Annotated in this window: 13 protein-coding genes; 6 read left to right on the top strand and 7 right to left on the bottom strand. The window is 62.9% G+C overall.

Features of this window, described 5'->3' with window-relative positions; genetic code table 11:
• Window positions 1–50 precede the first annotated feature (50 nt).
• Window positions 51–890, bottom strand: coding sequence for an RAD55 family ATPase (locus tag OSC37_RS16220; protein WP_267162472.1), 840 nt, complete (start codon window positions 888–890; stop codon window positions 51–53).
• A gap of 138 nt (window positions 891–1,028) precedes the next feature.
• Between OSC37_RS16220 and purH the strand changes: the two genes are divergently transcribed.
• The 3 genes from purH to OSC37_RS16205 are packed head-to-tail and all read left to right on the top strand — an operon-like array spanning window position 1,029 to window position 5,067.
• Complete coding sequence (gene purH, locus OSC37_RS16215; protein WP_267162471.1) at window positions 1,029–2,636, top strand: bifunctional phosphoribosylaminoimidazolecarboxamide formyltransferase/IMP cyclohydrolase; 1,608 nt, start codon at window positions 1,029–1,031, stop codon at window positions 2,634–2,636.
• 53 nt (window positions 2,637–2,689) lie between these two features.
• Window positions 2,690–3,892, top strand: a complete 1,203-nt coding sequence (locus OSC37_RS16210; protein ID WP_267162470.1) for an MFS transporter — start codon at window positions 2,690–2,692, stop codon at window positions 3,890–3,892.
• Between the two features lie 59 nt (window positions 3,893–3,951).
• Complete coding sequence (locus tag OSC37_RS16205) at window positions 3,952–5,067, top strand: presenilin family intramembrane aspartyl protease PSH (RefSeq protein WP_267162469.1); 1,116 nt, start codon at window positions 3,952–3,954, stop codon at window positions 5,065–5,067.
• Here OSC37_RS16205 and OSC37_RS16200 read toward each other — a convergent pair whose 3' ends face one another.
• Window positions 5,068–6,060 (bottom strand): ornithine cyclodeaminase family protein, encoded by a 993-nt coding sequence (locus OSC37_RS16200; RefSeq protein ID WP_267162468.1) that lies wholly within the window; start codon window positions 6,058–6,060, stop codon window positions 5,068–5,070.
• A 328-nt stretch (window positions 6,061–6,388) separates the two neighbouring features.
• Between OSC37_RS16200 and OSC37_RS16195 the strand changes: the two genes are divergently transcribed.
• On the top strand, window positions 6,389–7,249 hold the full coding sequence (locus tag OSC37_RS16195; protein WP_267162467.1) for a 3-hydroxyacyl-CoA dehydrogenase family protein: 861 nt from the start codon (window positions 6,389–6,391) through the stop codon (window positions 7,247–7,249).
• Here the strand turns inward: OSC37_RS16195 and OSC37_RS16190 are convergent, their stop codons facing one another.
• The 5 genes from OSC37_RS16190 to OSC37_RS16170 all read right to left on the bottom strand — a co-directional run bounded on the left by OSC37_RS16190 (window position 7,250) and on the right by OSC37_RS16170 (window position 11,147).
• The gene (locus OSC37_RS16190; protein ID WP_267162466.1) at window positions 7,250–8,203 is read right to left on the bottom strand and encodes a phosphotransferase family protein; all 954 of its coding nucleotides are present in this window, start codon (window positions 8,201–8,203) and stop codon (window positions 7,250–7,252) included.
• On the bottom strand, window positions 8,200–8,874 hold the full coding sequence (locus OSC37_RS16185) for an HAD family hydrolase (RefSeq protein ID WP_267162465.1): 675 nt from the start codon (window positions 8,872–8,874) through the stop codon (window positions 8,200–8,202). Before OSC37_RS16185 ends, OSC37_RS16190 begins: the two co-directional genes overlap by 4 nt.
• Window positions 8,875–8,957: 83 nt before the next feature.
• On the bottom strand, window positions 8,958–9,740 hold the full coding sequence (locus tag OSC37_RS16180; RefSeq protein WP_267162464.1) for a fumarylacetoacetate hydrolase family protein: 783 nt from the start codon (window positions 9,738–9,740) through the stop codon (window positions 8,958–8,960).
• A 46-nt stretch (window positions 9,741–9,786) separates the two neighbouring features.
• Window positions 9,787–10,416, bottom strand: coding sequence for an RAD55 family ATPase (locus OSC37_RS16175; RefSeq protein ID WP_267162463.1), 630 nt, complete (start codon window positions 10,414–10,416; stop codon window positions 9,787–9,789).
• A 71-nt stretch (window positions 10,417–10,487) separates the two neighbouring features.
• Window positions 10,488–11,147, bottom strand: a complete 660-nt coding sequence (locus tag OSC37_RS16170; protein WP_267162462.1) for a MinD/ParA family ATP-binding protein — start codon at window positions 11,145–11,147, stop codon at window positions 10,488–10,490.
• 105 nt (window positions 11,148–11,252) lie between these two features.
• Here OSC37_RS16170 and pyrB point away from each other — a divergent pair, with 105 nt between their 5' ends.
• Window positions 11,253–12,167 carry an aspartate carbamoyltransferase gene (gene pyrB / locus OSC37_RS16165; protein WP_267164212.1) on the top strand — a complete coding sequence of 305 codons (915 nt, stop codon included), beginning with the start codon at window positions 11,253–11,255 and terminating at the stop codon, window positions 12,165–12,167.
• The gene (gene pyrI, locus OSC37_RS16160; RefSeq protein WP_267162461.1) at window positions 12,164–12,622 is read left to right on the top strand and encodes an aspartate carbamoyltransferase regulatory subunit; all 459 of its coding nucleotides are present in this window, start codon (window positions 12,164–12,166) and stop codon (window positions 12,620–12,622) included. Before pyrB ends, pyrI begins: the two co-directional genes overlap by 4 nt.
• Window positions 12,623–12,642 lie beyond the last annotated feature (20 nt).

Raw genomic sequence — 12,642 nt, 5'->3', positions numbered from 1 at the left:
AAACTGGATAGTTAAGCGTTTGCCGTCGATATCACGAATCGATACGGCCGTCACCTGATCTTTCTGACATCGCTGATGTCGAAGCCTGCCTCGCTGAGGTCGGTCTCGAACTTGACGATGTTCTCGGATTCGAGCTGTGAGAGTACGCCTCTGAAGTTCTTGACGACGAGTGTGCGCGCCCGCGTCGAGCCGCCGGTCTCCCACTGGAACTGGAGTGTCCCCGAACAGTTGTCGATGAGCTGTCCGTGCTGTACCTCGGTCAAGGTCTCGAAGTTGACGTGGATGAGGATGAGCGCCCCCCACTCGTGGGCCGCTTTTGCCAGTCCCTTCGTGACGTAGTTGATATCCGACCACTCGATGGTATCCCCGGCAGCGGCAACGAGATCCGAGAAGGAGTCGATAAGAACGAGATTCCCGGGCGCACGCCGACTGACCGTATCTCCCAGTGCGCTCAGAAGCTTCTCACGCTCCTCGTGGCGTTTCCGGAGCGACCTGATATCAGCGGTCTCCTCGGCGTACCACGACCGAGGGACCGGACTTCTGTGGAAGTAGTTCTGTGAGAGTGAGACGAACTCAACCTCCTCGAACCCACGGCGGCCGATTTCCTCGTCCATCGACATATCTATCTCGGCCTCAATCTGGTCGCGCTCGTGGGTAAAGGAGAGATAATGAATCGCCCCCGGAAGGGCCGCACCAGCTTCCAGGTCGCCGTAGTGGAGGCCGAACAAGTCGTCGCCTGTCTGTGCGAGGCCGTTCATGACCGCTGTCGTGTACATGAACTCCCGCGCGCCGGCACCGGCCTCCCCTGAGAGCAAGACGACACTCCCCTGTGGTGCCCCGCCCCCGATTGTGCTGTCCAGTCGGTCGATACCGAAGGGAATCAGCTCCATACCATACACACGCCGTCTGCTCGTATAAATAGCTGGGTGCACGCGTGTTGGCAGGCTGGACTGGAAGTGTTGTCTCCCACCGAAGTGCTCCCGCGAGAAGTCGGAACGCCTTTGAATTACCACCACGCCCACTCGTGTATGAACCTCGCCGGGATGGCAAGCAACCGGGGGCGGAACCTGATGAACATCGCCGACCGCGGGCCTGGGGGTGCGGCGTTTGAGGTCATCCTGACCAACGACGCCGGCGCGCCAGTGCTCGAAACGGCCGACAAACGCGGTATCGACGCCGTTGCGGTCGAACGCAACGAGGGCGAATCGCGCCGTGACCACGAGCGCCGAATCGTCGAGGCACTCGCAGGGTACGATATCGACCTGGTCTGTCTCGACGGCTACATGCGGATTCTCTCGGACACGTTCCTCGACGAGATGCCGACGACGCTCAACGTCCATCCGTCGCTCCTGCCGTCGTTTCCGGGGACCGACGCCTGGGGTGACGCCCTCGATGCCGGCGTCTCGGTCACCGGCTGTACCGTCCATGTCGTCACCGACGCCACCGACGACGAGGGCAACGTCGTTGAGGACCAGGTCGACGGCGGCCCAATCGTGACCCAGGAACCCGTCCCAGTCTACGAAGGCGATGGGCCAGCAGACCTCAAAGACCGGACCCTCTACCAGGGAGAGTTTACAGCGTACCCGCGTGCCGTCAAGTGGTTCGCCGACGGGACGGCGACCGTCGAAGACGGGGCAGTCCACGTCGACGGGGACGGAGACGAGCAGTTCCCCGCCCGACGGCTCACGACCGGAGACAGACAGACGACGCTGCGGTACGGGGAGAACCCACACCAGGACGGCGCACTCTACGGGGAGTACGGCGTCGACGAGGCGAGTATTGTCGACGCCCCACAGCTCAACGAGGGCGCGAAGGCACTCTCGTACAACAACTACAACGACGCCGACGGGGCCTTGAACCTCATCAAGGAGTTCGACGAGCCAGCCGCGGCTGTTATCAAACACACGAACCCGGCGGGTTGTGCGACCGCCGAGGACCTGGCAGCGGCCTACGAGAAGGCTCTCTCGACGGATCCGATGAGTGCCTTCGGTGGTATCGTCGCGCTCAACCGCGAGTGCGACGCCGCGACCGCCGAAGAGATTGTCGACTCCTTCAAGGAGGTTGTTGTCGCTCCCGGCTACACCGCAGAGGCGCTGGACGTGCTCTGTGAGAAGAACAATCTCCGCGTGCTCGATGTCGGCGACCTCGGCGAGCGGACCGACAGGTTCACCGAGAAGTCGCTGGTCGGCGGCCGGCTTGTCCAGGAGCGCGACCTCCAGACCGTAACCGCAGACGATCTCGAGGTCGTCACCGAGCGCAAGCCGACAGACGAGCAGATTCGCTCGATGTGCTTTGCCTGGCAGACGATCAAGCACGTCAAATCGAACGCGATTCTGTTCGCCGACGGCACCGAGACCGTCGGCATCGGCATGGGGCAGGTCTCGCGGGTCGACGCGGTCCGCCTGGCCGCGATGAAAGCCGACGAACACGCCGAGGGCAAAGACGCCCAGGGCGCGGTGATGGCCTCGGACGCCTTCTTCCCGTTCCCGGACGGCATCGAACACGCCGCAGAGGCCGGTATCGAGGCCGTCATCCAGCCCGGCGGGTCGAAAAACGACGACGCCGTCATCGAGGCCGCAGACGAACACGGGATGACGATGGCCTTCACCGGCAGCCGGTGCTTCCGTCACGATTGACGACTGGCGTTGGGAAAGCGTAAACGTCCCTGCTCCGAACTCACGGACAGTCAATGTCGCTCGTCGCGTCGATACGAGCCGAAGCCGCGAGCCTGCTCGGCGGAGGGAAAGGAAAGATACTCGCGCCGGTCGCGGTCGGCTGGGGACTACTGGTCGGGTCCCGGATGGTGTATCCCGTCGTGTTGCCGAACCTGCGAGAGATGTTCGGCCTCTCGTTGTCGACTGCGGGCCTGCTCGTGACGGTGCTCTGGCTCGGCTCTGCGGTCGGCCAACTCCCCAGTGGCGTCCTCACCGACAGATACACCGAGCGCCGCATGATGGTCACGAGTACCCTCACCGTCGCGGCCGCGCTCTCGCTTGTCGTGGTTGCGCCGACTGCACTCCTTCTCTACGGTGCAACGGCGCTTGTCGGCATCGGGATGTCGCTGTACCCCATCGCTCGGATTACGATTCTGACAGAGACATATCCCGACCGACTCGGGAGCGCACTCGGCGTGACGATGGCGACTGGCGACCTCGGTCAGACGGTCTTTCCGCCGCTGGCCGGCGTTCTCACCGCCATCCTCGCCTGGCAGTTCGGCTTTGGCGTCCTGATACCGTCGCTGCTCGTCGTGGCTCTTGCGCTCTGGGTCGCACTGCCGGATACATCGACGAACGACACCGACGGGACCGAGCTTTCCGTCGAGCGACTTCGGTATATCGTCTCGGAACTGTGGAGCCCTGCGCTTGTCTTCATGACTGTTGTCCTCTTTCTGTTCATCTTCATCTGGCAGACGTTCTCCGCGTTCTATCCGACCTATCTCGCAGAGGAGAAGGGCCTCTCCGAGACGGTGGCGAGTGCGCTGTTCGGACTGTTCTTTGGCTTTGGCGTCCTGGTGAAGCCACTGGCCGGCTCGGCCTACGACCGCATTGGGATGCGGCGCTCGCTAGTAATCGTGCTCGTCGGGCCGGTCGTCGGCCTCGTGTTGCTTCCCTTCGCCGACGGGGTCCCGGCGCTGGTCGGCATCACTGCATTGGTCAGTACGATGCTCGGCACCGGCGCGATTACCCAGTCGTATCTGAGCGAGCTGTTCGCCGACGACATGCGCGGCACTGGGCTGGGCGCGGTGCGAACCACCGCCGCGACGCTCGGTGCGTCCGGGCCTGTCCTCTTTGGCGTCGTGGCTGACCGAGGCTACTTCGACGAGGGATACCTCGCGCTGGCCGGGATAATGGTCGTGATTGTCCTGCTGACACTGCGGATGCCCGAGTCCTAATCCGCTCGTCCCCACCAGCGCTTCGAAATGCTGAAACCGCCGCCAGTCGAGGCTCCTGTATGAATCACCGGTCCCGGACACTCCTCGCGAGTGCGGGTATCGTCCTGATTTTCTTCCTCGTCCAGGTCGGGACGCTCGCACTCGTCGAACCCTTCCAACAGGAGGGCCACCAGGTCGTCGAGGACACGAGCGATCCGACTATCAGCATCGCCTATCTCGTCGCAATCCTCGCCATGACCGGGCTGATGCTGTTGGCGTTCAAGTACGGCGGCGAGTCGATTCTCCGCCTCGCCATCATCTTCTCGGGTGCGTACATCGCCTTCTACGTCTTCGAGGTGTTGGCTCCCGAGAGCCTCTCCGTTGCGGTCGGCGGCGGACCGGTCAATCTGCTCGCCGTCGGCGGGGCTGCGGTCGTCGGGCTGGCGCTGTATATCCATCCGGAGTGGTACGTCATTGACGCCGCGGGGATACTCATGGGCATCGGCGCTGCGGGGCTGTTCGGCGTCAACTTTGGCATCCTGCCGGCGCTCGTGTTACTTACAGTGCTCGCCGTCTACGACGCAATCAGCGTCTACGGCACCGAGCACATGCTGACGCTGGCCTCGGGTGCGATGGACCTGAAGATACCCGTCGTCTTCGTCGTCCCCATCACGCTCTCGTACTCGTTTCTCGACGACGGCGGGCCCGACCATGTCGAATCCCACAACGAGGACGGTGAGAGCGAGCCACTCGACAGAGAGCGCCTCGAAGCGCTCGGGCCGGAGGGCGTCGCCGAGCTGGACGACGCAGCGTTCGACCGACTCGAATCCGGTGTCCTCGATGACCTCGGCGATGACCTTGAAGCGGCCGTCCGCGAACGCCTCCCCGAGCGCGACGCCCTCTTCATCGGCCTCGGTGACGCGGTCATTCCGACAGTGCTGGTCGCGAGCGCGGCGTTTTTCGCCGAGAGTGGCTCGGATATCAGCCTCGGCGTCGCCTCCGCGCCGCTGCCGGCGGTAACGTCAATGGTTGGAATCCTCGCAGGGCTGATCGTGTTGCTGTGGATGGTGTTGAAAGGGCGCGCTCACGCCGGACTCCCGCTGTTGAACGGCGGCGCGATCGCCGGCTATCTCGCCGGCGCGCTCTGGAGTGGGCTGACGCTTGCTCAGGCACTCGGCCTCGAATCCGTGCTGTGACTACAGGAACGCCTCACTTGCCGGCGTGAACTCGATTGTCTCGCCTAATCCCTTCTGGCTCGCTCTGTCGTAGAGCAGTTTTGCCACCGCGACGGTCTCGATACCGGTTCCACCGCTGTCGAGGACCGTTATCTCCTCTGTCGAGGTCCGACCCGCCGCCTCACCTGCGACGACCTCGCCGAGTTCGGCGTGGACATGGTCCGCGTCAATAGCTCCCTCCTCACGGGCCATGATGTAGGCGCCCGCGTCCTGTTCGAGACGACCGTTGAGGTCGACCACGTAGGTGGACCGCGCGACAGTAGTTCCGTCAATCTCTCGCTTTTCTGAATTGTACTGTCCCATGGCCGTGACGTGCGTTCCCGGGTCGAGGGCAGCACTCTCGAAGACCGGTTCGGACGCGTTCGTCGCCGTAATGACGATGTCCTGTCCCGAGACGGCCGCCGCGCTGGTCTCGACGGCCTCGACGGTCGCATCAAGTCTGTCGTCCATCTCCGTGGCGAAGGCCTCGCGGTTGTCGGGTGTTCGGGAGTACACCGAGATGGTATCGAGGTCTCGGACCGTCGCCGTCGCCAGCACCTGTCCTCGTGCCTGGGTTCCGCTGCCAATGACGCCGAGTCGAGAGGCGTCCTCGCGGGCGAGGGCATCGACGCCGACCGCACCCGCCGCGCCAGTTTTGAACGGATTCAGACCAGCGCCGTCGAGCACAGCCAGCGGCTCGCCAGACTCGACATCGAACAGCGGCAAGATGAAGTGTGCATCCCGGTTGCCAAAGCCTGCGGCGTAGGTGTAGCCGCCCATCGCACCCGCCTCGGGTAGGACGGCAAAATAGCCTGTCATCATACCCGGCGGCTCCTCGTTTGCGAGCAGACGGCGGGGCTCGGCGGGTGCGCCCTCGCCATGCTCGCGGTAACCCTCTCGGACGACGTCGACGTACTCTGCGGGCGTCGCGAGGTCCATAATTTCGTCGTTGCGGAGAAACAGTGTCTCTGTCATGGCTGTCGGTTCGGACGAGAGAGGCCTAAATCTGTGGACTTCGGTATCAGCAGTGGTTCGGTTAGCGTGTTGGCTAGCGATGGGATGTGAAACAGCAAGAAAGCGAGTTGGGGCGGGACTGAAAGGGGCGAGCCGTTCGACGAGCGAGACGACCCAAGGACCGCAACGGAGTGAGGACCGCAGCGAGTCGCAGCCGTCGAACGGCTCGGGGCTTTCTTGCTGTTCTGCCCTCTCTTGGTACTCTTTCTTAGATGAACACTCCCTCGTCACGCACACCGGCGACGCCAATCCCGGCAGACTTACACTGTCCCCGGTCGGAAAGTCGGATATGCGCACACTCGATGAAATCGAGACCGTCGGCGTCGTCGGCGCCGGCAACATGGGTAGCGGTATCGCACAGGTTTCGGCGACCAGCGGATACGACGTCATCATGCGCGATGTCGAACAGGAGTACGTCGAGGCCGGCTTCGACACCATCGACTCCAGTCTCGACCGGATGGTCTCCGGCGACCACATCGGCGAGGAGGAGGCCGACGCAGCCAGAGACCGCATCACCGGAACGACTGAGCTTGACGACCTCGCCGAGGCAGATGTGGTCATCGAGGCTGTCGTCGAGAACATGGACGTCAAAAAGGACGTGTTCGGGTCACTCGACGACACCACCGACGACGACGTGATTCTGGCGACGAACACCAGCACGCTGTCGATTACGTCGATTGCGAGCGCAACGAGTCGCCCCGAACAGGTCGTCGGGATACACTTCATGAACCCCGTCCCGGTGATGAAAGGTGTCGAGGTCGTCGTCGGCGAGCGAACCACAGACGAGGCTGTCACCTTCGCCCACGAGTTCTCCGAGGACCTCGAAAAGACCACCTGGGAGGCAGACGACAAACCCGGCTTCGTCGTCAACCGCGTGTTGATGCCCTGGATTAACGAAGGTATCCGGGCCTACGACGAGGGCGTCAGCAGCAAGGAGGACCTCGACCAGGGGCTCAAGCTCGGAACGAACGTCCCGATGGGGCCGCTGGAGCTCGCAGACCACATCGGCCTCGACATCTGTCTCGACGCAAGTCAGACCCTCCACGACGAACTCGGCGACCGGTACAAGCCTGCCTACCTCCTCAAGCGGAAGGTCGAAGCGGGCGAACTCGGCAAGAAGACCGGGAAAGGCTTCTACGAGTACGAGTAACTACAGCAGTCGACCCAGCGCCTTGCAGTGGAACTCGACGGCGGCTTCGGTGTCGTGTTCCGGATACATCGGGTTGGTAACTATCCCCGTCGAGTCGACAGCGCTGTCGGCGATTGCGGCGGCCCGGTGGACGCGCTTGATTGTTGGATACTCTCGCAGCCTCTCGTACCCCTCGATGAAGGCCTGGCGAAGCGGCTCTGCGTTCTCGACGTACCACTCCGCGATGAGATACTCCGCTTTGGCTACCGAGAGTGCGGGCGCGGCGGCCATCGGTGCCTCCCAGTCGAGAACCGCAGCCAGTTCCCCGCCTTCGACCAGCGCGTTACCGGGCCTGAAATCCCAGGGGTACAGCCGGGCTGGCGGGTCTCCGGCCTCGTAGGCGTCGAACAGCGCCAACAGGTCGTCTCGGAGCGGGTCGAACGCCGTCGGGAGTCGCCCAACCGCGTTTCGGCCGTACTCGTCGAACCAGTCGCCCCAGTCCTCGTGCCATGCCCGCAAGAAGTCGCCGTCGACAGCGAGTGTCCCGTAGCTGTCAAACCGGAACTGCTCGTGCAGCGCGGCCAGATGGGAGCCAAACGCTCGGGCGAGCCGTCGCCTGCCCGCGTCTCCGAGTTTAGTGAACGTCTCGTGGAGGTCCTCGCCAGTGACGTGGGCGGTGACCATATAGGCGACTCCGGCAGTGACACCGGAGGCAAGTACGGGCGGGACTGGTACCGCCGTTTGCTTCCGGATATGCGCGAGCAGCGTCGACTCTGTCTGGAGCCAGGTGCGCTCCTCACAGAGCTGTACCACGACCGAGTCACGCGTCTCGTAGGTGACAAGCATCGAGAGCTTTCGGTTCCCTCGTCCCAGCCGCCGGAACTCAGCTGGCTCCGTCGTCGTGACCGACTGTAATGCAGTTTCTGCGGCCGCCGCGAACGACTCGTCCGGCACGACGTCGGTGATGCGGGTCATCGCTCACCCTCCAGCAACGCAGGCAGAGCATCGAGTGAATCGAGGATGTACTCGGGGTCGTACATTCCAGAATCGCCCTCACCCCGGAGCCACGCGACCACCATACCTGCGTTCTGTGCACCGGCGACGTCGTAGCCGAGCGAGTTGCCCACGTACAGCGCGTCCGACGGTTCGACATCGAGGTCCGCGAGCGCCCGCTCGAAGGGAGCGGCATGTGGCTTCCGTCGGGGCAAATCGTAGGCATAGACGGTCGTCTCGAAGTACTTTCGAATGCCGAGCGCGTCGAGTTTGATACCCTGACGTCGCTGTGGTCCGTTCGTTACCAGCCCAACCGCACCGACCTCCCTCGCGCTGTCGAGTGCCGCTCTCGCACCTGTACTGAGTTCCACGTTACTGTCGTCGACGCGGTCGGTAAACGCGGCCGCCAGCGCCACCGGGTCGACATCCGTGCGGCCGTGCTGTGCGGCCAGACGTGCGAACCCCGCGCCGATGTAGCCCACCTGGTCGTCGTGTTCGGGCGGCCCATCGAGACACGCCCACAGCGCCGCGGGCTCGGCGAAGGGTTCGACCCCAACACTCTCGAAGGCCTCGTGGTAGAGTGCGTCGGTGTCCTGAGTCCGGTGACAGAGCGTTCCGTCGAGGTCGAACACAACGGCGTCGAACGTGCTCACGGCCACATCTTGGCGGGAATACAGATAAGCTGTCGGCTCTGTGTGGTCTGCTGACTCCGGTGCTGCCGTGAGAACAGACGGCGTCAGTCCTCCTCGGGGACGGTGACAGTGTGGGTCAGCTGTCCGACACCCTCGATTGTGACGCGCACGTGGTCGCCGTCAGAAAGCGGACCAACCCCCTCGGGCGTTCCGGTGGCGATGATATCCCCTGGTTCGAGTGTCATGTAGGCAGTAATCTCGGCAATCAGCTCAGGAATCGGGAAGATGAGATGGTCGAGCGTCGAGGACTGCCGGCGCTCGCCGTTGCAGTGTAGCTCGACGGTAGCGTCGTCGGGCACGTGTTCGGGGTCGGCACACACCGGCCCGAGCGGCGCGGCGTTGTCGAAGGCCTTTCCCCGAATCCAGTTCGTCTCGCGGTCCTGGTCGTCGCGGTTCGAGATGTCGACCATGCAGGTGAAGCCCGCGACGACGTCCATCGCGTCGGCCTCGTCGACGTGGCGGCACTGCTCGCCGATGACGACCGCCAACTCGGCCTCGTACTCCTGTCGGTCTTTCTCCGCGAGCAGCGAAATGTCGCTTCCGTGGCTCGCGACGGCGTTCGGTCCCTTCAAAAAGAGCAAGGGCCTGTCTGGAACGTCTTCGCCACGTTCGTCGGCGTGGGCAGCGTAGTTCCGACCGACACAGACAATCTTACTCGGCTCGGACGGCGGCAGAATCGTCACCGCGTCGGGGTCGTAGGATTGCCCCGCGGCCCGAATCTCGCCGCCCTGTCCTGCTGTCTCGGTGTCGGCTGGCGTGCCGTCGTCGTCGACCCATTCGCCGGTTCTGACAGTTCCTGCTCGGTCGCGAAATCGGACCTGTTTCATACCGACAGGTCTGGTGAGTGGCTGTTAAGCGTTTGGAAAAGCGTTTTCAAGCGATATCTCGGCTGGTGTCGATAGAGACCTCGTCAATCAGTTCGAGCTTGATAGTGTCGGCAGGCGCTCGACCGCCCCGGAACTTCGGAATCGACAACCTGTTTTCGATCTCGTCACCGGCGACGTTCGTTTCGAGGTCGAAAACCACATCCGCGAAGTGTTCTGTCGTGTCCCGTAACGGTGGCGTCGACCGACTCTTCAGGCAGTGCAGTATCGCCATACTGTTGGTGTTAAAGATGTGGTTCTGGAGGTCGTTCATGAAACTCCGGAACCGGGATGGGGGCTCCTGTGATTCGAGCACGTCGATGGGGTCGACGATGAGATTCGAGGTTTCGGGGAGTGCGCTCACAAGCTTTCCGGCGTTATCGAGCGGCGCTTCTCCGGAGATGTGGCGCACCGTCGGGTCGCCGGTTTCGGCCGGCGTGTTCTCGATACTATCCCTGACAGCCTCGCCCGTCCGATTCAGCGAGAGCCAGAGCGTGCCACGCGTCGCCGTCAGCTCGTAGAGAAACAGCTCGGCCTGGCTGGCCGGACTCGCCGACAGCGCGACGATACTACCGGCTGGGATACCGCCGTCGAGCTTCCGGTCGAGGACATCGATCCCGGTCCGCAGCCGGTCTGTCATCTACTCTGACTTTGGTATACCGCCCGTTAAATATTCCGCCTACGGTATCTACGCTGACCACAGAAACATCTCTATCGGTGTCTGTCTCCAGTCCCCGTGGTCTGGTAGACCGCCGCTGCGATTGTTTGAAACACGTCCATAGTGCTATCATCTTCCAGTGGCGTATCGGCGACAGGGACATCGCCAAGGATGTGCCACTCTGGTGGGATACGTCGGCGCGTCGAGACCGTGTCGTCGGCTCCGGCCTGGACACTTCGGCGGACGACGACCCCGGCGACAGACGTATCGAGTCGCCAAGCTATTCGGCGGGTCGTCTCCGCGTCTTCGATGCATTGGGGCTGGTCGGTCGAGACAATGATGGCCCGCTCGGCGTGTCGAAGCGGCGTGACGGCGTCAGGGTTCGTCCCTGCACCGCAGTCGACAAGCACCGGACCGTCCCACGGCTGTGCTCGCCGAAGCGCGGGCTCCAAGGCCTCTCGTTTTCCTCCCTGAACGACGCTAACACCAGGAAGCGCGTCGGTCCTGCTGGTCACCGCCCGGAGTGGGCGACCCCGAGCAAGGGCATCGATTCCCTCATCCCGTGGTAACCCCAGCCGGTGATGAACGTCGGGCATGTCACAGTCGCCGTCGACAACGAGCGGGTCGGCTCCGCATCGCCCGAGCGCAGCGGCCACGCCGAGGGTGGTCGTCGTCTTTCCACAGCCGCCTTTTCCGCCTGCGAACGCGAGCATAGCGAGGCTGGCCCCCCATCGGATATGAACCCACGGTACGGCATCACGGGACATGTCGGGGCAGTGTCGGTGAATTAAATAGTGTCCGCACCGGTGCTTCGAGCGATGCGTCACGACCACATCACAAGTGCGCGACAGCTCTCGCGCGAGGATATCGAGGCGGTCCTCGACCGCGCGTCGGAGCTGGCGGCGGACCCGTCTGCCGTCGCCAACCGACACGAGGGGGCACTGCTCGGACTCCTGTTTTTCGAGCCGAGCACGCGGACGAAGATGAGTTTCTCGGCCGCGATGAAACGACTCGGCGGCGATATCGTCGACATGGGACCGGTCGACTCGTCCTCGGTCAAGAAAGGGGAGAGTCTTGCCGACACGGTCCGCGTTGTCGAGGGGTATGCCGACGCACTGGTGTTGCGCCATCCGAGTGAGGGGGCCGCGGAGATGGCGAGTGAGTTTGTCGACGTGCCGCTCATCAACGCCGGCGACGGGGCCGGGCAACACCCAACACAGACGTTGCTCGACCTCTATACGATCCGTGAGAACGCGGGCCTCGACGATGTCTCTATCGGCATCATGGGCGATCTAAAATACGGGCGCACCGTCCACTCGCTTGCCCACGCGCTGACAAACTTCGACGTGAGCCAACACTTCATCAGCCCAGAAAGTCTCCAGCTCCCCCGGAAGGTCAGATACGACCTCCACCAGGAGGGGTCGGAAGTGAAAGAACACACCGACCCAGAGGCGATTCTTCCCTCCCTCGACGTGCTGTACGTGACTCGTATTCAGCGCGAGCGATTCCCCGACGAGTCCGAGTACCGCAAAGTCGCCGGCGAATACCAGATCGACGCCGAGAGTCTCTCGGTTGCGAAAGACGACCTGGCTGTGATGCACCCGCTCCCACGGGTCGACGAAATTGCCTACGATGTCGACGAGACCGCGAACGCGAACTACTTCGAGCAGGCACACAACGGCGTCCCTGTCAGAATGGCACTGCTCGATCTACTGCTTGGAGGTGACCAATGACCAACGAAGAACTCCGCGTCAGCAAAATCGAACGGGGGACAGTCATCGACCACATCCCGGGCGGCCAAGCGCTGAACGTCCTCGCAATTCTCGGCATCGACGGCAGGGAGGGTGATGTCGTCTCGATTGGAATGAACGTCCCCTCGGACCGTCTCGGCCGCAAGGATGTCGTCAAGGTTGAAGACCGCGAGCTGAGCCAGTCTGAGGTCGATGTTCTCTCACTCGTTGCACCGGAGGCGAGCATCAACATCATCAAGAGCTTCGATGTGGTCGAAAAACACCGTGTCGAGCGCCCAGAGCGGGTCTCGGGTGTGCTCCAGTGCTCGAATCACAACTGTATCACCACCGAGGGAGAGCCCGTCGACTCCGAGTTCGAAGTGCTCGAAGACGGCATTCGCTGTGTCTACTGTGACACGATTATCCGGGACGATATCACGGCACACATCCTCGCCTGATAGTAATTGTTGCGGTTATT

The organism is Halovenus salina (genome assembly GCF_026410925.1).
GTDB classification, from domain to species: Archaea; Halobacteriota; Halobacteria; order Halobacteriales; family Haloarculaceae; genus Halovenus; species Halovenus salina.
This window is presented reverse-complemented; position numbering and strand designations above follow the sequence as displayed.